At 62.9% G+C, this 22,789-nt stretch carries 24 protein-coding genes; 14 read left to right on the top strand and 10 right to left on the bottom strand.

Going from position 1 to position 22,789, the window contains the following annotated elements:
* Window positions 1–26: 26 nt before the first annotated feature.
* From GJ698_RS23610 to GJ698_RS23570, 9 genes are all read left to right on the top strand, one after another.
* On the top strand, window positions 27–1,016 hold the full coding sequence (locus GJ698_RS23610) for a KpsF/GutQ family sugar-phosphate isomerase (protein WP_154360317.1): 990 nt from the start codon (window positions 27–29) through the stop codon (window positions 1,014–1,016).
* A gap of 11 nt (window positions 1,017–1,027) precedes the next feature.
* Entirely contained in the window at window positions 1,028–1,555 is a 528-nt protein-coding gene (locus GJ698_RS23605; RefSeq protein WP_208023873.1) for a KdsC family phosphatase, read from the top strand.
* 12 nt (window positions 1,556–1,567) lie between these two features.
* Entirely contained in the window at window positions 1,568–2,161 is a 594-nt protein-coding gene (lptC, locus tag GJ698_RS23600; RefSeq protein ID WP_154360315.1) for an LPS export ABC transporter periplasmic protein LptC, read from the top strand.
* A gap of 12 nt (window positions 2,162–2,173) precedes the next feature.
* On the top strand, window positions 2,174–2,776 hold the full coding sequence (gene lptA / locus GJ698_RS23595; protein WP_154360314.1) for a lipopolysaccharide transport periplasmic protein LptA: 603 nt from the start codon (window positions 2,174–2,176) through the stop codon (window positions 2,774–2,776).
* A gap of 1 nt (window position 2,777) precedes the next feature.
* Entirely contained in the window at window positions 2,778–3,530 is a 753-nt protein-coding gene (gene lptB, locus GJ698_RS23590) for an LPS export ABC transporter ATP-binding protein (RefSeq protein WP_154360313.1), read from the top strand.
* A gap of 6 nt (window positions 3,531–3,536) precedes the next feature.
* Window positions 3,537–5,009, top strand: a complete 1,473-nt coding sequence (locus GJ698_RS23585) for an RNA polymerase factor sigma-54 (protein WP_154360312.1) — start codon at window positions 3,537–3,539, stop codon at window positions 5,007–5,009.
* A gap of 74 nt (window positions 5,010–5,083) precedes the next feature.
* Window positions 5,084–5,443: a ribosome hibernation-promoting factor, HPF/YfiA family gene (hpf, locus tag GJ698_RS23580; protein ID WP_154360311.1), complete on the top strand. Its 360-nt coding sequence runs from the start codon at window positions 5,084–5,086 to the stop codon at window positions 5,441–5,443.
* Window positions 5,444–5,501: 58 nt separating this feature from the next.
* A complete protein-coding gene (locus tag GJ698_RS23575) occupies window positions 5,502–6,419 on the top strand; it encodes an alginate lyase family protein (protein ID WP_154360310.1) in 918 nt (305 codons plus the stop codon).
* A gap of 9 nt (window positions 6,420–6,428) precedes the next feature.
* On the top strand, window positions 6,429–7,493 hold the full coding sequence (locus tag GJ698_RS23570; protein WP_154360309.1) for an enoyl-CoA hydratase/isomerase family protein: 1,065 nt from the start codon (window positions 6,429–6,431) through the stop codon (window positions 7,491–7,493).
* A 127-nt stretch (window positions 7,494–7,620) separates the two neighbouring features.
* Here the strand turns inward: GJ698_RS23570 and rapZ are convergent, their stop codons facing one another.
* From rapZ to GJ698_RS23550, 4 genes are all read right to left on the bottom strand, one after another.
* Complete coding sequence (gene rapZ / locus GJ698_RS23565) at window positions 7,621–8,481, bottom strand: RNase adapter RapZ (RefSeq protein WP_154360308.1); 861 nt, start codon at window positions 8,479–8,481, stop codon at window positions 7,621–7,623.
* Between the two features lie 24 nt (window positions 8,482–8,505).
* On the bottom strand, window positions 8,506–9,441 hold the full coding sequence (hprK, locus tag GJ698_RS23560) for an HPr(Ser) kinase/phosphatase (protein ID WP_154360307.1): 936 nt from the start codon (window positions 9,439–9,441) through the stop codon (window positions 8,506–8,508).
* Window positions 9,442–9,496: 55 nt separating this feature from the next.
* On the bottom strand, window positions 9,497–9,979 hold the full coding sequence (locus tag GJ698_RS23555) for a PTS sugar transporter subunit IIA (RefSeq protein WP_154360306.1): 483 nt from the start codon (window positions 9,977–9,979) through the stop codon (window positions 9,497–9,499).
* A gap of 284 nt (window positions 9,980–10,263) precedes the next feature.
* Window positions 10,264–11,181 carry an AraC family transcriptional regulator gene (locus GJ698_RS23550; RefSeq protein ID WP_154360305.1) on the bottom strand — a complete coding sequence of 306 codons (918 nt, stop codon included), beginning with the start codon at window positions 11,179–11,181 and terminating at the stop codon, window positions 10,264–10,266.
* 90 nt (window positions 11,182–11,271) lie between these two features.
* On the opposite strand from GJ698_RS23550, the gene GJ698_RS23545 reads away from it, so the two are divergent.
* A complete protein-coding gene (locus tag GJ698_RS23545) occupies window positions 11,272–12,108 on the top strand; it encodes an SDR family oxidoreductase (protein ID WP_154360304.1) in 837 nt (278 codons plus the stop codon).
* Here GJ698_RS23545 and queF read toward each other — a convergent pair whose 3' ends face one another.
* The 3 genes from queF to ilvA form a co-directional block, all read right to left on the bottom strand.
* Complete coding sequence (gene queF / locus GJ698_RS23540; RefSeq protein WP_154360303.1) at window positions 12,109–12,942, bottom strand: NADPH-dependent 7-cyano-7-deazaguanine reductase QueF; 834 nt, start codon at window positions 12,940–12,942, stop codon at window positions 12,109–12,111. It lies immediately after the preceding gene.
* A 61-nt stretch (window positions 12,943–13,003) separates the two neighbouring features.
* The gene (locus tag GJ698_RS23535; protein ID WP_154360302.1) at window positions 13,004–13,654 is read right to left on the bottom strand and encodes a zinc ribbon domain-containing protein; all 651 of its coding nucleotides are present in this window, start codon (window positions 13,652–13,654) and stop codon (window positions 13,004–13,006) included.
* Between the two features lie 100 nt (window positions 13,655–13,754).
* Window positions 13,755–15,290 (bottom strand): threonine ammonia-lyase, biosynthetic, encoded by a 1,536-nt coding sequence (gene ilvA, locus GJ698_RS23530; RefSeq protein ID WP_154360301.1) that lies wholly within the window; start codon window positions 15,288–15,290, stop codon window positions 13,755–13,757.
* Between the two features lie 166 nt (window positions 15,291–15,456).
* On the opposite strand from ilvA, the gene GJ698_RS23525 reads away from it, so the two are divergent.
* The 4 genes from GJ698_RS23525 to GJ698_RS23510 all read left to right on the top strand — a co-directional run bounded on the left by GJ698_RS23525 (window position 15,457) and on the right by GJ698_RS23510 (window position 21,067).
* A complete protein-coding gene (locus tag GJ698_RS23525) occupies window positions 15,457–15,948 on the top strand; it encodes a YqaA family protein (protein WP_154360300.1) in 492 nt (163 codons plus the stop codon).
* A 222-nt stretch (window positions 15,949–16,170) separates the two neighbouring features.
* A complete protein-coding gene (locus GJ698_RS23520; protein WP_154360299.1) occupies window positions 16,171–20,187 on the top strand; it encodes a DUF3683 domain-containing protein in 4,017 nt (1,338 codons plus the stop codon).
* Window positions 20,187–20,618 (top strand): HIT family protein, encoded by a 432-nt coding sequence (locus tag GJ698_RS23515; protein WP_154360298.1) that lies wholly within the window; start codon window positions 20,187–20,189, stop codon window positions 20,616–20,618. Before GJ698_RS23520 ends, GJ698_RS23515 begins: the two co-directional genes overlap by 1 nt.
* Window positions 20,615–21,067, top strand: coding sequence for a gamma-butyrobetaine hydroxylase family protein (locus tag GJ698_RS23510; RefSeq protein WP_154360297.1), 453 nt, complete (start codon window positions 20,615–20,617; stop codon window positions 21,065–21,067). The genes GJ698_RS23515 and GJ698_RS23510 overlap by 4 nt, the downstream gene beginning before the upstream one ends.
* Here GJ698_RS23510 and GJ698_RS23505 read toward each other — a convergent pair.
* From GJ698_RS23505 to GJ698_RS23495, 3 genes are all read right to left on the bottom strand, one after another.
* Entirely contained in the window at window positions 21,064–21,342 is a 279-nt protein-coding gene (locus GJ698_RS23505; RefSeq protein WP_154360296.1) for a hypothetical protein, read from the bottom strand. The genes GJ698_RS23510 and GJ698_RS23505 overlap by 4 nt on opposite strands.
* Window positions 21,329–21,814: a PIN domain-containing protein gene (locus GJ698_RS23500; RefSeq protein WP_154360295.1), complete on the bottom strand. Its 486-nt coding sequence runs from the start codon at window positions 21,812–21,814 to the stop codon at window positions 21,329–21,331. The genes GJ698_RS23505 and GJ698_RS23500 overlap by 14 nt, the downstream gene beginning before the upstream one ends.
* 67 nt (window positions 21,815–21,881) lie before the next feature.
* Window positions 21,882–22,787, bottom strand: a complete 906-nt coding sequence (locus GJ698_RS23495) for a sulfonate ABC transporter substrate-binding protein (protein WP_154360350.1) — start codon at window positions 22,785–22,787, stop codon at window positions 21,882–21,884.
* Window positions 22,788–22,789 lie beyond the last annotated feature (2 nt).

Genomic DNA, 22,789 nt, shown 5'->3' with positions numbered 1-22,789 from the left:
GCATGAGTGTAACCCATGAAAAAACAATGCTGAAAGCTTTTGATGCAAAAACGGCACTGCGTCTTGCCCGAGACACGCTGCAAAACGAAGCGGATGCCATCAATGCCCTGAACGCGCGCCTGGAAGACGACGACAGCGTGGTGCAGGCCATCTCGCTGCTGCTGAACTGCACCGGCCGCGTGGTCGTGTCGGGCATCGGCAAGTCCGGCCACATCGGCCGCAAGATCGCCGCCACCCTGGCCTCGACCGGCACGCCGGCGCTGTTCGTGCACCCGGCCGAAGCCGCGCACGGCGACCTCGGCATGGTCACCCGCGACGACGCCTTCATCGCCATCTCGTATTCCGGCGAAAGCTCGGAACTGATGACCATTCTGCCGGTCGTGAAACGCATGGGCAGCAAGGTCATCGCCATGACCGGCAAGCCAGGCTCCAGCCTGGCCACCATCGCCGACGTCCACCTGAACGTGGCCGTGGCCAAGGAAGCCTGCCCGATGAACCTGGCGCCAACCACTTCGACCACCGTCACGCTGGCGCTGGGCGACGCGCTGGCCGTGGCGCTGCTGGACCTGCGCGGCTTCAAGGAAGAAGATTTCGCCCGCTCGCACCCCGGCGGCGCGCTGGGCCGCCGCCTGCTGACCCACGTCAAGGACGTGATGCGCAGCGGCGACGCCGTGCCGAAGGTGCGTGCCGACGTCAAGCTGACCGAAGCGCTGCTGGAAATCACGCAGAAGGGCATGGGCATGACCGCCATCGTCGACGCCGACGACAAGCCGCTGGGCGTGTTCACCGACGGCGATCTGCGCCGCATGATCGAAAAAGTACAGGACTTCACCCAGGTCGTCATCGGCGACGTGATGCACGCCAACCCGCGCAGCATCTCGCCGGAAAAGATGGCGGTGGACGCGGTGGCCGTGATGGAGCAGTACCGCATCAACCAGATGCTGGTGACCGACGCCGACGGCAAGCTGGTCGGCGCGCTGCACATCCATGACCTGACCCGTGCAAAAGTAATCTAATGGGCGATTTGATGACTATCACGTATCTGGAACGCGCCGCGCGCGTGAAGCTGATGATCTTCGACGTCGATGGCGTGCTGACCGACGGCAGCCTGCACTACGGCGCCGACGGCGAAGCGCTGAAGACCTTCAACGTGCAGGATGGACTGGGCATCAAGCTGATCCAGGAAGCCGGCATCGACACCGCCATCATCAGCGCGCGCAAGTCGCCGCAGGTGATCAAGCGCGCGGCCGACCTCGGCATCAACCACCTGCACCAGGGCGGCCACGACAAGCTGACGCCGTTCAACGCGCTGCTGGAAAAAACCGGCCTCAGCGCCGAGCAGGTCGGCTTCATCGGCGACGATGTGGTGGACCTGCCGATCCTGGCGCGCGTCGGCTTTGCCGTCGCCGTGCCGAACGGCCGCCAGGAAGTGCTGGAGCGCGCCCACCACACCACCGTCGCGTTCGGCGGCCGTGGCGCGGTGCGCGAAGTGTGCGAACTGTTGATGCATGCGCAAGGCAGCTACGAGCGCGTGATGGCACAATTCCTGGTTTAACAAGGACAAGTCATGCGTAAAAGAACGGCACATCGCTGGCAGCTGACGTTGATCATGATGGTCGGCGTGTTCGTGGCCCTCGGCAGCTTCTGGCTGGTGCAGGTGGTCGACCAGGCCGGGCAGAAGGCGCAGGCCGACCGCTTCCGCGACGAGCCGGATTACATCATCGAGCGCTTCAGTACGGTACGCATGGACATGAAGGGCCAGCCGGCCTACATCATTTCCGGCGACAAGCTGACCCATCATCCCATCGATGATTCGTCGCTGATCGACAAGCCCTACGTGCACAGCCTGTCCACCGAACAGCCGCCGATGAATATTCACGCGCTGACCGCTTATGTCGACCAGGGCAATACGCGCGTCAAGCTGAGTGGTAATGTGGACGTGGTGCGACCCGCCACCAAGCAAGCGCAGGAGTTGCGCCTGAAGACCAGTACGCTGACCGTGTACCCGGACGAGGAGCGCATGCAGACCGACGCCGCAGTGGAGATGCTGTCCGGGCGCTCGACCGCCACCGGCACCGGCATGACGGCGAACAACGCCACCCGCCAGATCACGCTGGGCGGACGCGGAACTATTACGATGCCGCCGCGCGCGGCACATTGAGGAATGAGAGAGATGAACCGAATCAAGACCAACAAACTGATGCTGGCCGCCACGCTGCTGCTGGCCGTTGCCGCCGCCGGCGTCGCGCACGCGGAAAAGGCTGACTCCAGCAAGCCGACCCAGATCACCTTCGACCAGCTGGACGCCGATGACGTCAAGCAGATCAAGACCTTCACCGGCAACGTGGTGCTGACCCGCGGCACCCTGCTGATGAAGTCGCCGAAGGCGGTGGTGACCGAAGATCCGGAAGGCTACCAGTACGTGGTGCTGAACAGCGCGCCGGGCGTGCAGGCTACCTTCCGCCAGAAGCTCGACGGCGCCGGCGACCAGTGGGTCGAAGGCAAGGCCGACCGCATCGAATACGACGGCAAGACCGAGCTGGTGAAACTGTTCGCCAAGGCCCAGATCAAGAAGCTGGAAGGCCCGAAAGTCGCCAGCCAGGTGGACAGCGAATTCATTTCCTACGACAGCCGCAAGGAATTCTTCGCGGTGAAGAACACGCCGACTGGTGACAGCCAGGTGGGCGCCGGCCGCGGCACCATGGTGATCCAACCGTCAAACAAACAGGCAGAGCCTGCGCCTGCTCCGACCACCCAGCCTGCACCGGGGAAATAAGATGGAACCATCCTGCGGTAGCACCCTGATCGTCAAGGGCCTGCAAAAGACCTACGGCAAGCGCCAGGTGGTGCATGACGTGTCGTTGCAGGTGGAGTGCGGCGAAGTGGTCGGCCTGCTGGGGCCGAACGGCGCCGGCAAGACCACCTCGTTCTACATGATCGTCGGCTTGGTGCCGTCGGACGCCGGCAGCATCGATATCAGCGGCACCGATATCTCGTCGCTCCCCATCCATCGCCGCGCGGCGATGGGCCTGTCTTACCTGCCACAGGAAGCGTCGGTGTTCCGCAAGCTGACTGTGGAAGAAAATATTCGCGCCGTTCTCGAAATTCAGAAGGTGAACGGCAAGTCTTTATCCAAGGCTGAAATTGATGAACGGCTGAATACCCTGCTGGCCGATTTGCAAATCGAGAAGTTGCGCGAGAACCAGGCGCTGTCGCTCTCCGGCGGCGAACGCCGCCGCGTGGAGATCGCGCGCGCCCTGGCGACCAATCCGCGCTTCGTGCTGCTCGATGAACCATTCGCCGGGGTCGACCCGATTGCCGTGATTGAGATCCAGCGCATCGTGCGCTTCCTCAAGGAACGGAATATCGGCGTCCTCATTACCGATCACAATGTGCGCGAGACGCTGGGCATCTGCGACCGCGCATATATCATCAACCAGGGCTCGGTGCTGGCATCAGGCCGTCCGGACGACATCATCGCCAACGAATCGGTGCGTCGCGTCTACCTGGGTGAACACTTCCGCATGTAACCCCTAATGAAACAGTCTTTGCAACTGCGCACGTCGCAGCACCTGGCGTTGACGCCTCAACTGCAACAGTCGATCCGGCTGCTGCAATTGTCGACGCTGGAGCTGCACCAGGAACTCGAACAGCTGCTGACCGATAACCCGCTGCTGGAACGTCTCGACGATCCGCTCGACCATTCGCTGCGGCTGCTGTCCGACGGCGCCATCAGCCAGCAGGCGCCGGTCGGCGACGCGCCGCCCGAAGGGCCGCCGGGCGACGCGCCGGCGCCGGAAGGCGACGCCTACGAAGGCCCGGCCGCCGACACCGAAAGCACCACCGCCGAAGCCGACGTCGACTGGAGCGACGCCGGCCGCAGCAAGGCGCCCGATGATGAAGACGCGCGGCCGCAACTGGAAGCGCACCACTGCACGCTGCGCGAACATCTGATGGAACAGATGCGCGTGACGGTGCTGGAAATGCGCGACCGCGCGCTGGTCGAACTGATCATCGACGCGCTCGACGAGAACGGCTACCTGGAAGAATCGCTGGAGGACATTCACGCGCGCCTGCCGGAAGAACTCGACGTCGAGATCGAGGAATTGCAGACGGCCCTGAGCATGCTGCAAAGCTTCGATCCGATGGGCGTCGGCGCGCGCAACGCGGCCGAGTGCCTGGCCTTGCAGATCAAGCGCTTGCCTTGCGTGCCGATGGTGACGCGGCGCATGGCGCTGGCCATCGTCGAGAATCACCTGGCCTGGTTTGCGCAGCGCGATTTCAACAAGCTGAAAAAAGCGCTGCTGTGCGACGACGAAGACCTGCGTGAAGCGCAGGCCGTGATCCGCCAGTGCAATCCGCATCCGGGCGCGGCCTTCGCATCGGACGTGTCGGACTACGTGGTGCCGGACGTGATCGTGAAAAAATCGCGCAACGGCTGGCAGGTCAGCCTGAACAACGACGTCATGCCGCGCCTGCGCGTCAACGCCATGTACGCCAACCTGCTCAAGCAGGGCAAGGGCGAAGGCGCGATGGGAGCGCAGCTGCAGGAAGCCAAGTGGCTGATCAAGAATATGCGCCAGCGCTTCGACACCATCCTGCGCGTGGCGCAGGCGATAGTAGAAAGACAAAAGAACTTTTTCTCGCACGGCGCGGTCGCCATGCGTCCCCTTGTGCTTCGCGAAATTGCTGATACACTGGGTTTACACGAGAGCACCATTTCTCGGGTAACAACTCAAAAATATATGCTGACCCCGCACGGCATGTTTGAGTTGAAATATTTCTTTGGTAGCCATGTCGCCACCGAAGCTGGCGGGGAAGCAAGTTCGACGGCGATACGTGCCTTGATAGTGCAATTGACAGGAGCTGAAGACCCTAAAAATCCTTTATCCGACAGTAAGATTGCGGACATGCTGGGTGAACAGGGCATGGTGATTGCGCGACGCACTGTTGCCAAATATCGCGAAGCCCTCAAGATCCCTCCAGTCAGCCTCCGCAAGTCTTTGTAGTGTGTGGTTCCTGCGCGCCCGGCGGCAATGGGCGCAGCACTAACCGTCAAGCGACATCATCTTTAGGAGTGTGTATGAATCTCACCATCAGTGGACATCATCTCGAAGTGACCTCGGCTATTCGTGAGTACGTGCAGAACAAGCTGGAACGCGTCACCCGCCACTTTGATCAAGTGATTGATATTGCTGTCATCCTGACCGTAGATAACCTTAAAGAGAAAGAGAAACGTCAAAAGGCTGAAATCAACCTGCGTATGTCCGGCAAGACCGTGTACGTGGAGAGCCTGTCGCAAGACCTGTATGCCGCCATCGATACGCTGATCGACAAGCTGGATCGGCAGGTCATGAAATACAAAAACAAAGTGCAACAGCACGGGCACGATGCGATCAAGCATATTCCCGACAGCTACGAACCCGCCGCCGCTGCCGTCTGATTAGCGGTTTTTGGCATCAACAACTAAGGGCGCTCTGAGCGCCCTTTATTGAGGTCTTATGGTTAAACGTTTAACTCTGATGATGTCGCTGGCGCTGGCCGGCTCCTCCGCCATGGCCGCCTGCGAGGCGCCGCCACCGGCCCGTATCGACATCGACGCCAACAGCTATTACTCGGACGCCCACCATTCGGTGATCGATCCGGTGCTGCGGGCGCGCAATATCGCCAACACCAAGCCGATCGAGGATTTTCTGGCGCAGGTGGCCAAGGACGCCAACGCCGGCGGCGACGCGGTCTGTGCGCTGTCCTGGCTGGCCAGCTGGGGCGGGCAGAAGGCCATGCTGGGCAAGCTGTCCAGCGAGCAGGCCTACTACGTGCGCAAGTGGACCCTGGGCGGCATGGCGCTGAGCTACGCGCGCGTGCAGGCGCAGGCGACGCCGGCGCAGCGCGCGGTGATCGAAGGCTGGTTCAGGACGCTGGCGGACGCCACCATGGCGCATTCGGACGCCAAGAAGGGCGGCCGCAACAATCACTACTACTGGGAAGGGCTGGCGGTGACGTCGGTGGGCGGCGTCACCGGCGACAAGCGCTACCTGGACTGGGGCCGCAAGGTGCTTGAGCATGCGCTGGGGCAGATGGCCGAGGACGGCTCGCTGCCGGCCGAGATGGAGCGCGCCGGCAAGGCCTTGCACTACCAGGTGTTTGCGGCGACGCCGCTGGTGTTCATCGCCTCCATCCTGGACGTGCACGATCCGCGCCTGGACACGCTGGTGGCGTTCACCGTGGCGGGTTCGGCCGATCCTTCCGGCATCGCCAGGCGTACCGGCTTTGAGCAGGAGCCGGTCGGCAGCCGCGAGGTGACCGTGGTCTACAACCGCCACGAGGGCAAGGCGCCGCCGCCGGGAGGCAAGGCGCTGTGGCAGCCGCGCATGGGCGGTTCGCTGGATGTGCCCAATCCGCTGGAGCATCTGAAGTAGAATATTCGCATGAGCGAATATATCCACACCAGTATCAGCAACGGCACCGGCTTGATCGTGCTCGATCGGCCGAAGGCCTTGAACTCCCTGTCGCTGGAGATGGTGCGCGCGATCACGCGCGTGCTGCTGGATTGGCGCGACGACGACACCGTCGCCGCCGTGCTGATCCGCAGCGGCAGCGAGAAGGCTTTTTGCGCCGGCGGCGACATCCGTTTCTTCCACGACGTGGGGCGGTCGACGCCGCAGGGAGGCAGCGCGCTGCTGGAGGATTTCTTTACCGAGGAATATTCGCTAAATCATTTAGTGCATTTTTATCCCAAGCCTTACATCGCGCTGATGGATGGCGTGGTGATGGGCGGCGGCATGGGCATCGCGCAGGGCGGCGTGCGCATCGTCACGGATAAAACCAAAATGGCGATGCCGGAAGTGAATATCGGCTTGTTTCCGGATGTGGGCGGCAGCTATTTCCTGTCGCGCGCGCCGGGTGCGCTGGGTTACTACCTTGGCGTGACCGGGGTGACGATCAATGCGGCTGATGCGCTGTATGCCGGCCTGGCGGATCACTATGCGCCGATGGTGGATCGGGCAGCATTGGATGCTTTGCTGTCCACCACGCCTGGCGCCGGGCTTGTGTCCGCGCTTGCCGCCTACGCCGCCGCGCACAACGCCGGCGACAGCCAGCTGGCCGTCGACCGTGCCGACATTGACCGCCATTTCGGCGCCGGTTCCGTGCCGGCCATTGTCGCGTCGTTGAAAGCTGATGACGGTGCGTTTGCCGCGAAGACGCTGCAAGTCATGTCGACGCGCTCGCCGCTGATGATGTCGGTTACGCATGAGCTGATCAAACGTGGTGCTGCGCTTGATGTCGCCGATTGTTTGCGCATGGAACGCGCGCTCGTACGTCGCAACTTTGAGAACGGTGAAGTTATCGAAGGCGTGCGCGCGCTGGTGGTCGATAAGGATAACGCGCCGCAGTGGCGGCCGGCCACGCTCGAAGAAGTCACGACAGAAATGGTGCTGGGGATGTTTCAGCCGGTTTGGCCTGAGTACGCGCACCCGCTACGCTACCTATAACCCCGCAGGGCCACAAAGGGGTCTGACCCCGTACGGGGTCAGACCCCGGCGGCGGCGCGCCGGTTGGGGGTGAAAGCATGCGCTGGCAAAATAAGCGTGCGCTTTCACTGCGCTCCGCAGCTCCCCCTTATTGTTCGCGGTGGCGGAGGACGACGCGTTCGGTGGGGTGGAAGTAGGCGGCGAGCTTTTCGGCCATGTACACCGAGCGATGCTGGCCGCCGGTGCAGCCGAGCGCCACCGTCAGGTAGCTGCGGTTATCCGTCTTGAAGGACGGCAGCCATTTCTCCACGAAGGTACGGATGTCGTTCAGCATCTCGCCCGCGCTTGGCTGGGCGTCGAGGAAGTCGATCACCGGCGCGTCGCGGCCCGTCAGCGGACGCAGCGCCAGGTCGTAGTAGGGATTCGGCAGCGCACGCACGTCGAACACGAAATCCGCGTCCATCGGCACGCCCAGCTTGAAGGCGAACGATTCAAAGAACAAGGTCAGCGGCGCATGCTCGGTCAGCACCAGGTCCTTGACCCAGGCGCGCAGCTTGTTGGCGCTCAGTTCGGAGGTGTCGATCACATGACCCAGCTGCTCGATCGCCGACAGCCGCTCGCGCTCTTCCATGATGCATTCGATCAGCGTGCGGCGCGCGCCTGGATTCTGGCCTGGACGCAGTTCGTGCGACAGCGGATGGCTGCGCCGCGTCTCGGAGAAACGCGCCACCAGCGAGTGCGTGTTCGCAGTCAGGAACATCACCTTGACGTCGTGGCCCAGCTCGCGCAGGCGCTGCACGTCGACCGGCAGCGAGGCCAGCGATTCGGCGCTGCGGGCGTCAACCGCCACGGCGAGCGCCTGCAAACCTTCTTCCGTCAAGGTCTTGACCAGGCTGGAGAGCAGGGCGGGCGGCAGGTTGTCGACGCAGTAGTGTCCCGTGTCTTCCAGGACGTTGAGGGCGACGGATTTGCCGGAGCCGGAGATGCCGGTGATGAGGACGATGCGCATAATCTACGATGATACCATCGTGGGCTAGTCGCCGCTCATGGCTTGTCTCTGGCGCTCCATGAACTCCTGCAGCGTGTCGATGCCGCGCAGTTGCAGAATGGTGTTGCGCACGGCGGCTTCCAGCAGCACCGCGATGTTGCGGCCGGCCGCCACCGGGATCACCACCTTGCGGATCGGCAGGCCCAGCACATCCTCGGTCGGGAACTGGAACGGCAGGCGCTCCACTTCCTCGTCGGAGGCGCCACGGCGCACCAGGTGCACGATCAGCTTCAGGCGCATCTTGCGGCGCACCGCCGTCTCGCCGAAGATGGCCTTGATGTCCAGCAGGCCCAGCCCGCGCACTTCCAGCAGGTTCTGCAGCAGCGCCGGGCAGCGGCCCTCGATCATGTTCGGCGCGATGCGCGAGAACTCCACCGCATCGTCGGCCACCAGGCCGTGCGAACGCGAAATCAGCTCCAGGCCCAGCTCGCTCTTGCCGAGGCCGGAATCGCCGGTGATCAGCACGCCCACGCCCAGCACGTCCATGAACACGCCGTGCATGATGATGCGTTGCGCCAGCTTCTTCGACAGGTACACGCGCAGGAAGTCGATCACCTGCGCGGCCGGCAGCGGCGTCGAGAACAGCGGAATATTTTTCTCGTCGCAAATGGCGAGAATGTCGGGCGGCGTTTCCAGGCCCTGCGCGATGATCAGCGCCGGCGGCCCGCCAGCGATCAGCTCGCCGATGACGTGCGCGCGCGTCAGCGATTTCAGCCGCTGGTAGTAGTTGATCTCTTGATGCCCGAAGACCTGGATACGGCCCGGGTGGATGGTGTTCAGGTGGCCCACCTGGTCGGCGGCCGAAGCGACGTCGCCGGAGATCAGGCGTTCGCCGCCGGGGAAGCCGGCGAACCAGCCAAGCTGCAAACTTTCGCGATTGTCGTCGTAAAGCCTTTGTATCGTCAGCGGAGTTTGCAGCATGGGGCGTCTTTATCGAATAGGTTGAACTGTCCTTAGTTTAACCTATTGTCAGACGTCAGCCAGCGGCTTGGAGGCTGGGCAGCCAGTTGATGATGCGCGAATGCACCGATTTCGGATCGTCGTCGGTGCTCAGCGCCACGCGGAAGGCGTCGTCCGAGAACATCTCGGCGATCTCCGACAGGATCTCCAGGTGCTGCTGGGTCACGTGGTCCGGAATCAGCAGGAAGAACAGCAGGTTGACCGGCTTGCCGTCCGGCGACTCGAACGGAATCGGCTCGGCCAGGCGTACGAACGCAGCCAGCGGCGACTTCAGGCTCTTCATGCCCTTGATGCGGCCGTGCGGCACGGCGACGCCATGGCCCAGGCCGGTTGAGCCGAGGCGCTCGCGCGCGAACAGATTGTCCGAGACGGTGGAGCGGGCAATGCCGCAGTTGTTTTCGAAGATCAGACCAGCTTGCTCGAAAGCGCGCTTTTTACTGGACACTTCCAAATCCAGCAGCACGTTCTCCAGAGAGAGTATTTTGCTCAGGTTATTCATAATACGAATGTAATGTTGCACCGCACAAGGGTGGCACGCGAGCAGAATTATAGGCTGGTTTCTGCGCCATGTAACATGAAATCGCTCATGCCGACGTTGCGTTTATGCCCGAACCGGGCGCAGCCACAGGCTGTTAAAAATGCACTAAAGAAAGAATCGCTATTTCTGATTAGAAATCGTGAAAAATGCCGGTTTTTCGCCAGATGCCGGGGCTTTTCGCCGTTTTTTGTCGTTTTCGCGCCGGCAACCGCCGGCTGGCGTAGCAACAGGCGTTGTAGATCACATCATACGCCTGATTGGGCGTTTCGGTAGTGTTTGGGGGCGACGCCAATCAAACGTTTGAAGGCATTGCTGAACGCGCTTTCGGAACTGTAGCCCAGCCGCTGCGCCAGTACGGCGATGGTGACCGCTTCGCTGCGCAGCGCGCGCTCTGCCAGCCGCATGCGCCACTGCGCCAGGTAGGCCAGCGGCGCCACCCCGGCCACCGCCTTGAAATGCGCGGCGAAGCTGGCGCGCGACATGCCGGCCGCGTCGGCCAGCTCGGCCAGTTGCCAGCCGCGGCCCGGCTCCGCATGCAGCATGCTCAACACCGGCGCCAGCCGGCGGTCGCTGGCGGCGCGCAGCCAGCTGGCCGCGCCCGGTCCGGCGTCAGCCACGTGGGCGCGCAGAATCTGGATGAAGAGCAGGTGTACCAGCTGCGCCGAGGCCGCCGCATTGCCGGGCAGGGCGGTGGCCTGCTCCTGCACGATCTGTTGCAGCAGCCATTGCATGCCGGCGGCGTGGGGCGTCCCGGCGCCGATGTGCAGCGTGGCCGGCAAGGCGTCGAGCAGCAGCTTGCCGCTGACCGCATCCAGCGCGACTTTACCGCCAAGCATGAAGAAATCGTCGCCGTCGCCGATCTGGCTGACGCCGTTCGCCTTGTTGGCCACCACGGTGTACAGGTCGACCGGCGTGGCGCCCGGATCGCTGCACAGCACCAGCCTGCGATGCGCCGAGCGCAGGAAGATGTCGCCGGCGCCGATGCGCTGCGGCGCTTCGCCTTCGTGGATCAGCCAGCAGCTGCCGCGCAGGATGCCGAAAAAGTTGATGGTGCCGACGGCGGGAAAGGCGATTGCCCACGCGCCGCCAGCGGCCAGGCCGCCGGAAACCACCGAATGCGCGCTGACGAGGCGCAGGACATCTGACAGGGGATCATCTTGCATGGTTTGGATTATTACGCATGAAAGACCGACTTTCAAGCATTCAAAGTCTGGGTGGCGCACGCTATCGTGATGTTTTCACAGGAGCTACCCATGACACAACGTACCTGGCTGATCACCGGCATCAGCAGCGGCTTCGGCCGCCATATGACCGAGCAACTTCTGGCGCGCGGCGAGCGCGTGGCCGGCACCGTCCGCACACTGTCCAGCGTGGACGACCTGAAAGCGCGCTACGGCGACCAGCTGTGGCTGGACCGCCTCGACGTCACCGACACGCCGGCCATCCGCCGCGTGGTCAATGCGGCGGTTGCCGCCCTGGGCCGCATCGACGTGGTGGTCAACAACGCCGGCTACGGCTTGTTCGGCGCGGCCGAAGAAGTGACCGACGAGCAGATCACGCAGCAGATCCAGACCAACCTGATCGGCTCGATCCAGGTGGCGCGCGCGGTGCTGCCGCATCTGCGCGCGCAGGGCGGCGGCCGCATCCTGCAAATCTCCACCGTCGGCGGGCAGGCGGCGTTTCCCGGCGCGTCGCTGTACCACGCCGGCAAGTGGGGCATCGAAGGCTTTGCCGACGCCTTGCAGCAGGAGGTGGCCGGCTTTGGCATCGGCGTCACCATCGTCGAGCCGGGCGGGGCGCGCACCGAGTTTCGCTACGGCAGCTCGCAACTGGCGCCGCGCATCGCCGCCTACGACGGCACGCCGGCCAGCATGGCGCGCCGCATGCTCGAAGAGCGCAAGGCGGTGCCGCCGGGCGATCCGGCCAGGATGGTGGAACTCATGATTGCCAGCGTGGACCAGCAGCCGGCGCCAAAACGGCTGGCGCTGGGCAGCGATGCCTATACCGCCATGCAGCGCGCGCTGTCGGCGCGGCTGGCGGAACTGGAGGCGCAGAAAGACCTGGCCTTCTCGACCGACTTTCCGGTCTGATTACTGGCGGGCGCCGCGCAGGTTCGGCGGTTTCTGCGCGGTGCTGAAGTTGCTGCGCCACGGGTTGATGTCCAGCCCGCCGCGACGGGTGTAGCGCGCGTACACCGCCAGCTGCTGCGGCTGGCACTGGCGCAGGATGTCGACAAAGATGCGTTCCACGCACTGCTCGTGGAATTCGTTGTGCTCGCGGAAGCCGATCAGGTATTTCAGCAGGCTTTCCTGGTCGATCTGCGGACCGCTGTAGTGGATCTGCACGCTGGCCCAGTCCGGCTGGCCGGTGACCAGGCAGTTCGATTTCAGCAGGTGAGAGACCAGCTTTTCTTCCACCGGTTCTTCATCGAGCGCGGCCTTCAGGATGTCCGGCGACGGGCTGTAGTTGTCGACCTCGATGTCGAGGCGGTCCAGCAGCAGGCCGTCCAGCTCGCCCATGGCGATCATGCCGAATTCTTCCGGCTGGGTCAGCGTGATGTGAACGCTGGCGCCGGCCGCATCGGACAGATCCTGTTGCAGCAGCATCTTCAGCGCGGCCACGCTGTCGAGCTTGGTCTGGTTGAAGGAGTTCAGGTACAACTTGAACGACTTCGATTCGATGATGTTCGGCGAATCGGACGGGAAGGTCACGCGGGCGATCGCCACCTGCGGCTTGCCGCGCTGGTTCAGCCACGAGATTTCATACGCGTTCCAGATATCGACGCCGAAGAACGGCATCGTGCCCGACAAGCCCAGCTCGTCGCGTTTGCCCTGGCGCGGAATCGGGAACAGCAGTTCCGGCGCGTAATCGGTGCGGTAGGCGGAGGTTTTCCCCAGCGGGGACTGGTCGGCGGAATTGGTCATGGTGCGTGGAGCGAAATGGAGTAAGCGTCATTGTAACGCGGGCGCGGCACTCGGGCTGCGCTCACGCCTGGCGCTGGCCGCAATCTGTGCAAAACTTGGTGCCCGGTTCCAGCATGGTCGAGCACGCGCTGCACGCGACCTGCTGCGCGGTCTTATGGCCGCACTCGGGGCAAAACTTGGCGCCGTGGGTCTCCGTGCGGCACTCCGGGCACACCAGCTGCATCGTTTGCGTGACGTTGCGCTGCGCGCCGCGCGTCTTGCCTTCCTCGGTGGCCAGTTCGGACGCGCCTTGCACTTCGCCCTGCGCGCGGGCGCGGGTGATGGCGACGTTGACGTTGGGGGCGCAATTGAAGCACAGGCCGTTGGCGCTGTCGAAGCACGGGCTGCACACGTAACGGTGGCAATCGCCGCAGCGGTTGAAGTGGGCCTTGCCGGCGGCCACGGCGCCGGTGAAGGCGTCGTCGCGGGCGCTGTGCCAGCCAGCTTCGGCCACGCCGTTCAGCACGCTGCTGGCGCTGCCGAGCAGGCCGCCGAACAGGCTGGCGCCTTTCTGCACCCAGCCCGAGGCCTGGCCGCTGCGGTAGGGTTCAAAACGGGTGCGCCAGCGGTCGTTGCAGCGCTGGCAGTAGAACTCGAACTGGAAGCCGGCGTCGACGCCGGAGGAATTGCTGAGATCCTGGTAGTTGCTTGAAAACTGCATATCGGTCGACATGGCTCTCCCGCCCTTAAGATAACCAGATGCAATTATATTAAGATTGTGGCGGAGGTGCTTTCAACCGTGCGCGGGGTTTTACCCCCAACGCAAGGTGAGGTCAGCCGAGGAACAGCTTGTAGACCGGGTTCAGGCTTTCATCCCAGTAGCGGTAGCCCAGGGTTGCCAGGAACTGGGCGAAGTCGCTCATTTCCTCCGGCGGCACCTGCAGACCGATGACGATGCGGCCGACGTCGCCGCCCTGGCTGCGGTAGTGGCACAGCGAGATATTCCAGTTCGGCGCCATCGAATCCAGGAAGCGCATCAGCGCGCCGGGACGCTCCGGGAACTCGAAGCGGTACAGCAGCTCGTTGTCCGCCAGCGCGCTCTTGCCGCCGACCAGATGGCGCAAGTGGGTCTTGGCCAGCTCGTCATGGGTCAGGTCCAGCGCCTTGAAGCCGTGCTCCTCGAAGCGGCGGGTCAGCGCGCCGGATTCGTTGCGGTCGGCGATCTGCACGCCGCAGAACACGTGCGCATCGTCCTTGTCGCTGATGCGGTAGGTAAACTCGGTGACGTTGCGCGCGCCCACCAGCTGGCACAGGCGCTTGAAGCTGCCGCGCTGCTCCGGCAAGGTCACCGCGAACAGCGCCTCGCGCGCTTCGCCCAGCTCGGCGCGCTCGGCCACGAAGCGCAGGCGGTCGAAGTTCATATTGGCGCCGCTGGCGATGGTGATCAGCGTTTCGTTCTTGATCGGATCCTTGGTCAGCGCGGCGCGTTCGATATAGGCCTTGGCGCCGGCGATGGCCAGCGCGCCTGACGGTTCCAGGATGCTGCGCGTATCGGTGAACACATCCTTGATGGCGGCGCTGATGGCGTCGGTATCGACCAGGATCACATCGTCCACGTACAGCTGCGCCAGGCGGAAGGTTTCCTCGCCGGCCAGGCGCACGGCGGTGCCGTCGGCGAACAGGCCGACATCGGTCAGCGTGACGCGCTCGCCGGCCTTCAGGCTGCGCGCCATGGCGTCCGAATCCAGCGACTGCACGCCGATGATCTTGATGTCCGGGCGGATCTGCTTGACGTATGCGGCAATGCCGGTGATCAGGCCGCCGCCGCCGATCGGCACGAAGATGGCGTGGATCGGACCGGAATGCTGGCGCAGGATTTCCATGCCGATGGTGCCCTGGCCGGCGATCACGTCCGGATCGTCGAACGGGTGGACGAAGGTCAGCTTCTGTTCTTTTTCCAGCGTCAACGCGTGGTTGTAGGCGTCGGTGTAGGACTCGCCGTGCAGCACCACTTCGACGTCGGCGCCGCCGCGCGCCTTGACCGCATCCACCTTCACCTGCGGCGTGGTGGTCGGCATCACGATGACGGCGCGGCAGCCCATGCGGGCGGCGGACAGCGCCACGCCCTGGGCGTGGTTGCCGGCCGAGGCGCAAATCACGCCGCGCTTGCGCTGGGCGTCGGTCAGATGGGCCATCTTGTTGTAGGCGCCGCGAATCTTGAAGCTGAACACGCTCTGCATGTCCTCGCGCTTGAAATAAATTCGGTTCTCGACACGCTGCGACAGGGTCGGTGCGAGTTCCAGCGGGGTTTCATCAGCGACGTCGTAGACGCGCGCGGTCAGTACTTTCTTCAGATAGTCGGTCGTCATGGTATGCAAGCAAAGTGATTCGGAGGGCTTCGATGCTAACTATCCGGCGGGTGACCGGGTGGAGCAGGGGCGCTGATCCCTGGCGGGTGGGCTGGGATCGGGCTGTTCAATCGTGCGGTGTGCGAATCATTATAATGGACACCTTTCAAGTATCCCAAAGAAACCGATGATCGAATCTGCAATTACCTGGCTGCTGCATGTCCTGGCTGCGCCGGAGGTAGGGCTGACATCGGTGTTCATCATCAGCCTGGTCTCGGCCACGCTGGTGCCGCTGGGCTCGGAGCCGGCGGTGTTTGCCGTCATCAAGGCTAACCCGGCGATGTTCTGGAGCGTGATCGGCGTCGCCACTGTCGGCAACACGCTGGGCGGCGCCATCGATTACTACATGGGCTGGCAGGCCAAGCAGAGCTTTGCCAAGGAACGCAAGAGCCGCTGGTTCCACTGGCTGGAGCGCTACGGCGCCAAGACCATGCTGCTGGCCTGGGTGCCCGGCATCGGCGATCCGCTGTGCACGCTGGGCGGCTGGCTGCGGCTGCCGTTCTGGCCCAGCCTGGCCTACATGGCCATCGGCAAACTGCTGCGCTACCTCACCATGACCACGCTGCTGTTGTACGTGCCGGACGGCGTGTGGCACCGAATCGGACAAATGCTGGGCTAATTTGGTGCAAGTTATCCTCTTGCCGCATAAGCTTATGCATAAATTTCATTCAGCAAGGCAGGTTGGATTGGCATTTTATTGCGCCTAAGGTGGTCTGTTTTCGAATATTTGCCGGTTTTTCGCCGCGCCGGGCGCTGCGGCTGTTCCCGCGTGGTGCGCCGCAATAGGCTAGAATGGTCCTCCCGGTTGCTGCTCACGATTCAAATCGATCCAAATCGCATAATGAACGCCCCTGCACAAATTCAAGCTTTGCTGGCGGAAACGCCTCACGGTCCGGAGGCCACGCGCCTGCGGGAAATTCCTTATAACTACACGTCGTTTTCCGATCGCGAGATCGTGATCCGGCTGCTGGGCGAGGAGTCGTGGAGCTTGCTGGATGCGCTGCGCGGCGCGCGCCAGACCGGCCGTTCGGCGCGCATGCTGTACGAGGTGCTGGGCGATATCTGGGCGGTGTGCCGCAATCCCTATCTGCAGGACGACCTGCTGGATAACCCGAAACGCCGCCAGGAACTGATCAACGCGCTGCATCACCGCCTGGCCGAGGTGGACAAGCGCCGCCTGACCGTCGACGACAGTGAAGCGCAGACCGACGAAGCCGCGCGTCAGCGCAGCGCCAATGTCGCCAAGCTGCTGCGCGCCGCCGGCAAGGCCGTGGCCGACTTCGGCGAAGAATTCAAACAGGTGTACGACCTGCGCAAGCGCACCTACAAGGTGCTGGGCCGCTACACCGACAAGCACAACATCTGCTTCGACGGCATGAAGCGCATCTCGCACGTGACCGACGCCACCGACTGGCGCGTCGAGTATCCGTTCGTGGTGCTGACGCCGGACGGCGAAGAGGAAATGGCCGGCCTGGTCAAAGGCTGCATCGAGCTGGGACTGACCATCATCCCGCGCGGCGGCGGCACCGGCTACACCGGCGGCGCGATTCCGCTGACGCCGATGTCGGCCGTCATCAACACCGAGAAGCTGCTCAACATCGGCGCGGTCGAGATGAAGGTGCTGCCCGGCCTGCAGAAAGACTACGCGACCATCTACACCGGCGCCGGCGTCATCACCAACAAGGTGTCCGAAGCGGCCGAGAAAGCCGGCTTCGTGTTCGCGGTCGATCCGACCTCGGCGCACGCGTCCACCGTCGGCGGCAACATCGCCATGAACGCGGGCGGCAAGAAGGCCGTGCTGTGGGGCACCGCGCTGGACAACCTGGCCTCGTGGCGCATGGTCGATCCGAACGGCGACTGGCTGGAGGTCACCCGCCTCGACCACAACCTGTCGAAGATCCACGATACGCCGCTGGCCCGCTTCCAGCTGGAGTGGACCCATCCGAGCGCGAAGGGCGAAGCCAAAGGCGCGCCGTTCAAGACCGAGATCCTGGAAATCGCCGGCCGCGTGTTCCGCAAGGAAGGACTGGGCAAGGACGTCACCGACAAATTCCTGGCCGGCCTGCCGGGCATCCAGAAAGAGGGCTGCGACGGCCTGATCACCTCGGGCCGCTGGATTCTGCACAAGATGCCGAAGTTCACCCGCACCGTCTGCCTGGAGTTCTTCGGCCAGGCGCGCGATGCGATTCCATCGATCGTGGAAATCAAGGATTACCTGGACGGCCTGCCAGCCAAAGGCGAAGAATTCGCCACGCTGCGCCTCGCCGGCCTGGAGCATCTGGACGAGCGCTACCTGCGCGCGGTCGGCTACGCCACCAAATCGAAACGCGGCGTGCTGCCGAAGATGGCGCTGTTCGGCGACATCGTCGGCGACGATGAAAACGCCGTGGCGCTGGCCGCCTCGGAAGTGGTACGCCTGGCCAACACCCGCGTCGGCGAAGGCTTTGTTGCCGTCAGCCCGGAAACGCGCAAGAAATTCTGGCTGGACCGCGCCCGCACCGCCGCCATCGCCAAGCACACCAACGCCTTCAAGATCAATGAAGACGTGGTGATTCCGCTGAACCGCATGGGCGAGTACACCGACGGCATCGAGCGCATCAACATCGAGCTGTCGATCAAGAACAAGCTGCAACTGGTCGATGAACTGCAAGCCTTCTTCGCCGCCGGCAATCTGCCGATCGGCAAGAGCGACGATGCGGACGACAGTGTCGGCGACGCCGAAATGCTGGGCGACCGCCAGCAGCAGGCGGAAGCGCTGCTGACGCAGGTGCATGCGCGCTGGACCTATCTGCTAGCCGAGCTGGACAAGCCGCTGGCGGCGATCACCGCAGAACTGGCCGATCACGGCATGGACCGCCTGCTGCCGGTGTTCGAAGAACGCCTGAAAACCCAGCCGGACGCCACGTTGTTCGACGTGGTACAGGACCGCACCATCCGCGTCACGTGGAAACAGGAAATCCGCGCGCAGCTGCGCCAGATCTTCAACGGCGCCGCCTACAAGCTGATCCTCGACGAAGCCACCGCCATCCACAAGCGCGTGCTGCGCGGTCGCGTGTTCGTGGCGCTGCACATGCACGCCGGCGACGGCAACGTCCACACCAACCTGCCGGTCAACTCGGATCACTACGAGATGCTGCAACTGGCGCACCAGGCCGTCGCGCGCATCATGACGCTGGCGCGTTCGCTGGACGGCGTGATTTCGGGCGAGCACGGCATCGGCATCACCAAGCTGGAGTTCCTGAACGAGGACGAAATCGGCCCGTTCCGCGACTACAAGCTGCGCGTCGATCCCGAAGGCCGCTTCAACAAGGGCAAGCTGCTGAACCTGGACGGCATGGAAGCCGACCTGAGCAACGCCTACACGCCGTCGTTCGGCCTGATGGGCCATGAATCGCTGATCATGCAGCAGAGCGATATCGGCGCCATCGCCAACAGCGTCAAGGACTGCCTGCGCTGCGGCAAGTGCAAGCCGGTGTGCTCTACCCACGTACCGCGCGCCAACCTGCTGTACTCGCCGCGCGACAAGATCCTGGCGACCTCGTCGCTGATCGAGGCCTTTCTGTACGAAGAGCAGACCCGCCGCGGCATCTCGATCAAGCACTGGGAAGAATTCGAGGACGTGGCCGATCACTGCACCGTCTGCCACAAGTGCGTGACGCCCTGTCCGGTCAATATCGACTTCGGCGACGTGTCGATGAACATGCGCAACCTGCTGCGCAAGATGGACAAGAAGACCTTCAACCCGGGCAAGGCGGCGGCCATGTTCTACCTGAACGCCACCGATCCGGCCACCATCAACGCCACCCGCGCGGCGATGATCGGCATCGGCTACAAGGCGCAGCGCCTGGGCAATGACTTGCTGAAGAAATTCGCCAAGAAGCAGACCAAGGCGCCGCCGCCGACCGTCGGCAAGCCGCCGGTGCGCGAGCAGGTGATCCACTTCATCAACAAGAAGATGCCGGGCAACCTGCCGAAGAAAACCGCGCGCGCGCTGCTGGACATCGAGGACGACAAGGTCATCCCGATTATCCGCAATCCGAAGACCACCACGGCCGATACGGAAGCGGTGTTCTACTTCCCTGGCTGCGGCTCGGAGCGCCTGTTCTCGCAAGTGGGCCTGGCAACCCAGGCCATGCTGTGGGAAGTGGGCGTGCAGACGGTGCTGCCGCCGGGCTATTTGTGCTGCGGTTATCCGCAACGCGGCTCGGGTCAGTACGACAAGGCCGACAAGATGATGACCGATAACCGCGTGCTGTTCCACCGCATGGCGAATACGCTCAACTATCTGGACATCAAGACCGTGCTGGTCTCGTGCGGCACCTGCTACGACCAGCTGGCGACCTACGAGTTCGACAAGATCTTCCCTGGCTGCCGCATCATGGATATTCACGAATATCTGAACGAGAAGGGCGTCAAGCTGGAAGGCGTGACCGGCACACGCTATATGTACCACGAACCATGCCACACGCCGATGAAGCTGCAGGAAGCGACCAAGACCGTCAACTCGCTGATCCAGACGCACGACAACGTCAAGATCGAGAAGAACGACCGCTGCTGCGGCGACTCGGGCACGCTGATGGTGGCGCGTCCGGACATCTCGACGCAGGTGCGCTTCCGCAAGGAAGAGGAAGTCATCAAGGGCGCCGACAAGCTGCGCGCCGATGGCTTCGACGGCGAAGTCAAGATCCTGACCAGCTGCCCGGCCTGCCTGGGCGGCGTGTCGCGCTACAGCGAAGACGCCGGCACCACCGCCGACTACATCGTGGTGGAGATCGCCAAGCATCTGCTGGGCGAAAACTGGATGCCGGAGTACGTGAAACGCGCCAACGACGGCGGCATCGAGCGGGTGCTGGTGTAATGGCTTGCGATCTGTGTAAGCTGCTGGCGGCGCCGGGCGCCGCCTTGATCTGGTCCGATGACCGGGTGTCGGTGGTGGCGGTGAACGAGACGGAATATCCCGGTTTCACGCGCGTGGTGTGGAATGCCCACGTCAAGGAAATGACCGATCTGGCGCCGGCGGACCGCGTGCGCGTGATGGACGTGGTGTGGGCGGTCGAGTCCGCGCAGCGTGAGGTTTTGGCGCCTGAAAAAATTAATCTGGCCAGTTTTGGTAATATGACGCCGCACGTGCATTGGCACGTTATCCCGCGTTACCGCGACGATGCACATTTCCCCAACCCGACCTGGGCTGTGGCGCTGCGTGCTTCGCCGGCGGAGGTGCTGGCGGCGCGTCGCGCGCTGTTGCCGGCATTGCATGCGGCAATCGTCAAGAAAGTGAAAGCATTATGAGCAAACCTGTCCCTACCGGCCTGACCGTCCACAATATGTCCAAAATTCTGGACGTGGAATTTGATGATGGCAAATCGTTCTCGATTCCGTTCGAGCTGCTGCGCGTGTATTCGCCGTCGGCGGAGGTGATGGGACACGGTCCTGGACAGGAAGTGCTGCAGGTTGGCAAGCGTGCAGTGGGCATCGCCGGCATCGAGCCGGTCGGCAATTACGCGGTGCAGCCGACGTTCTCGGACGGCCACAACACCGGCATCTTCACCTGGGAATATCTGTACAAGCTGGGCAGCGAGAAAGATGTGCTGTGGGCCGGCTATATGGACCGCCTGCACGCCTCCGGTTTCGAAGGCGACAGCGGCCGCGAAACCGGCATGTCCCTGACCGGCCCATCGACCGCGCCGAAAAGCAGCGGCGGCGGTTGCGGCAGCGGCAGCTGCGGCTGCAAGTCCTAATATGTAATCTCGTCGCGGTGAAGATAGGCAAAGATCGCCCGTGTATGGGGCGGTAGTTGCCTTAATGCCTGCACATTGATGCTGGGAGGACGCGGCGGACCGTAGGGATATACAACCGGTTTGTTCTGCCATTCAGGCAAGCTCTTCATGCGTTCTTCCTTCTCACGCTGGTCGCGCACATTTTCTTCATGAAACGCATCGATTGCGGCTTTGGTCTTGGCGTCCAGTTCCGGGATTTCCAGATCTGGTGGAATTTCCACGTTATAGATCTTCATAAATATTCCCCATTAGTTCAAAAGGCGTAATCAGCTGCGGCATGAACTCCTCTTTTGCCTGCACCAAATCACGAAGCAACGGCAACTTATAGGCATTGGCGATATCAGTGCAATTCCATGTTAATAAGATGTCCGCGCGGTGTGCCGCTGCGCATGCAATATGCGCAGCGGCATTTTTCGATTTGGCTATTAGACCTCCGCCCAAAACCAAAAGTTCCGCGATGTTGTCGGCCCGTTTTGATCTCGGTAGCTTGTTGAGAAATGCGACTTTCTTCAGCTGGCTGGCGGCGCGTAGCGCATCATCGGCGTTGATGTCATCGATTACATAATCCGATACATAAGTATGTTGTGCGTCCATACGCATTTCCCACCACTGCTGGGTGAGCAACTGGCAGGCGCGCGTGATGGGGTTGGTGCTTGGCGGATCGGTCAGATGGTAAATGACGGAGGTTTCAAGATAGATCGTTGGCATGATGCCCTCGCTGGCTGAGCTGCCAGTGTGGGCGTCTCAGCGGCCGGAGGCTTTAGGTGGATCAAACTTACTTCGGTTGCCAGGCCCAGACGCGGCTGGCGATGTTGACTTGTTTTGGGATCAGCTTCTGCTGGTAGAACAGGTCGGCCACGCGCTGCTGGTTGGCGACGATGTCCGGCGTGACGGGCGTGGCGCCGAAGCGCGAACGGCCCATCCACGTCGCCACAATGTCGGCCGGCACGCCGGTCTGCTGCGTCAGCAGCGTGATGACTTCTTTCGGATGCTCGCCGGCCCATTTGCCAGTCAGCTTCACTTGCTCCAGCAACGCCGATACCAGTTGCGGCGATTGTTCGGCGAACTTGCGCGACGCCAGATAGAAACCGTTGGCCAGCGGCAGCCCGGTATAGTCGCTCAACACGCGCGCCTGGTAGGCCTTCTGCGCCGACGCCAGATACGGGTCCCACACCACCCACGCATCAATCCCGCCACCGACAAACGCCGCCCGCGCATCCGATGGCGACAGGAAGATCGGCGTGATATCGCTGAACTTCAGGCCCACCTTCTGCAACGCGGAAGCCAGCAGAAAGTGCGAACCTGATCCCTTCTGAAACGCCACGCGCTTGCCCTTTAAATCCGCTACCGTGCGTAGCGCCGAATCCTTCGGCACGATAATCGCCTCGCTGTTCACCGGCGCCGGCTCCGCGCCCACGTACAGCAGATCCACGCCGCCTGCCTGCGCAAACACCGGCGGCGGCGCGCCCGTGCTGCCGAAATCGATACTGCCCGCATTCAGCGCCTCCAGCATCTGCGGGCCGGCGGGGAACTCGATCCATTTGATCGTATGACCGGGCAGCGACGCGCCCTGCGTCTTCATCATGCTGAGCAGGCCGGCGCTTTTCTGGAAACCGATACGTACTTCAGCGGCCGACGACAGCAGCGGCGCCACAAGCAACAAGCAAATCCATTTCTTCATCA

This window comes from Duganella aquatilis, from assembly GCF_009674565.1.
Classification (GTDB): Bacteria; Pseudomonadota; Gammaproteobacteria; order Burkholderiales; family Burkholderiaceae_D; genus Rugamonas; species Rugamonas aquatilis.
The sequence above is the reverse complement of the archived record's forward strand: the minus strand, read 5'-3'. Positions and strand labels throughout refer to the sequence as shown.

What these genes read in the sequence shown, in the direction of transcription:
- GJ698_RS23610 (WP_154360317.1), top strand. Translation starts at nt 27, where the DNA reads ATGCTGAAAGCTTTTGATGCAAAAACGGCACTGCGTCTTGCCCGAGAC.
- GJ698_RS23605 (WP_208023873.1), top strand. Translation starts at nt 1,028, where the DNA reads ATGACTATCACGTATCTGGAACGCGCCGCGCGCGTGAAGCTGATGATC.
- lptC (WP_154360315.1), top strand. Translation starts at nt 1,568, where the DNA reads ATGCGTAAAAGAACGGCACATCGCTGGCAGCTGACGTTGATCATGATG.
- lptA (WP_154360314.1), top strand. Translation starts at nt 2,174, where the DNA reads ATGAACCGAATCAAGACCAACAAACTGATGCTGGCCGCCACGCTGCTG.
- lptB (WP_154360313.1), top strand. Translation starts at nt 2,778, where the DNA reads ATGGAACCATCCTGCGGTAGCACCCTGATCGTCAAGGGCCTGCAAAAG.
- GJ698_RS23585 (WP_154360312.1), top strand. Translation starts at nt 3,537, where the DNA reads ATGAAACAGTCTTTGCAACTGCGCACGTCGCAGCACCTGGCGTTGACG.
- hpf (WP_154360311.1), top strand. Translation starts at nt 5,084, where the DNA reads ATGAATCTCACCATCAGTGGACATCATCTCGAAGTGACCTCGGCTATT.
- GJ698_RS23575 (WP_154360310.1), top strand. Translation starts at nt 5,502, where the DNA reads ATGGTTAAACGTTTAACTCTGATGATGTCGCTGGCGCTGGCCGGCTCC.
- GJ698_RS23570 (WP_154360309.1), top strand. Translation starts at nt 6,429, where the DNA reads ATGAGCGAATATATCCACACCAGTATCAGCAACGGCACCGGCTTGATC.
- rapZ (WP_154360308.1), bottom strand. Translation starts at nt 8,481, where the DNA reads ATGCGCATCGTCCTCATCACCGGCATCTCCGGCTCCGGCAAATCCGTC.
- hprK (WP_154360307.1), bottom strand. Translation starts at nt 9,441, where the DNA reads ATGCTGCAAACTCCGCTGACGATACAAAGGCTTTACGACGACAATCGC.
- GJ698_RS23555 (WP_154360306.1), bottom strand. Translation starts at nt 9,979, where the DNA reads ATGAATAACCTGAGCAAAATACTCTCTCTGGAGAACGTGCTGCTGGAT.
- GJ698_RS23550 (WP_154360305.1), bottom strand. Translation starts at nt 11,181, where the DNA reads ATGCAAGATGATCCCCTGTCAGATGTCCTGCGCCTCGTCAGCGCGCAT.
- GJ698_RS23545 (WP_154360304.1), top strand. Translation starts at nt 11,272, where the DNA reads ATGACACAACGTACCTGGCTGATCACCGGCATCAGCAGCGGCTTCGGC.
- queF (WP_154360303.1), bottom strand. Translation starts at nt 12,942, where the DNA reads ATGACCAATTCCGCCGACCAGTCCCCGCTGGGGAAAACCTCCGCCTAC.
- GJ698_RS23535 (WP_154360302.1), bottom strand. Translation starts at nt 13,654, where the DNA reads ATGTCGACCGATATGCAGTTTTCAAGCAACTACCAGGATCTCAGCAAT.
- ilvA (WP_154360301.1), bottom strand. Translation starts at nt 15,290, where the DNA reads ATGACGACCGACTATCTGAAGAAAGTACTGACCGCGCGCGTCTACGAC.
- GJ698_RS23525 (WP_154360300.1), top strand. Translation starts at nt 15,457, where the DNA reads ATGATCGAATCTGCAATTACCTGGCTGCTGCATGTCCTGGCTGCGCCG.
- GJ698_RS23520 (WP_154360299.1), top strand. Translation starts at nt 16,171, where the DNA reads ATGAACGCCCCTGCACAAATTCAAGCTTTGCTGGCGGAAACGCCTCAC.
- GJ698_RS23515 (WP_154360298.1), top strand. Translation starts at nt 20,187, where the DNA reads ATGGCTTGCGATCTGTGTAAGCTGCTGGCGGCGCCGGGCGCCGCCTTG.
- GJ698_RS23510 (WP_154360297.1), top strand. Translation starts at nt 20,615, where the DNA reads ATGAGCAAACCTGTCCCTACCGGCCTGACCGTCCACAATATGTCCAAA.
- GJ698_RS23505 (WP_154360296.1), bottom strand. Translation starts at nt 21,342, where the DNA reads ATGAAGATCTATAACGTGGAAATTCCACCAGATCTGGAAATCCCGGAA.
- GJ698_RS23500 (WP_154360295.1), bottom strand. Translation starts at nt 21,814, where the DNA reads ATGCCAACGATCTATCTTGAAACCTCCGTCATTTACCATCTGACCGAT.
- GJ698_RS23495 (WP_154360350.1), bottom strand. Translation starts at nt 22,787, where the DNA reads ATGAAGAAATGGATTTGCTTGTTGCTTGTGGCGCCGCTGCTGTCGTCG.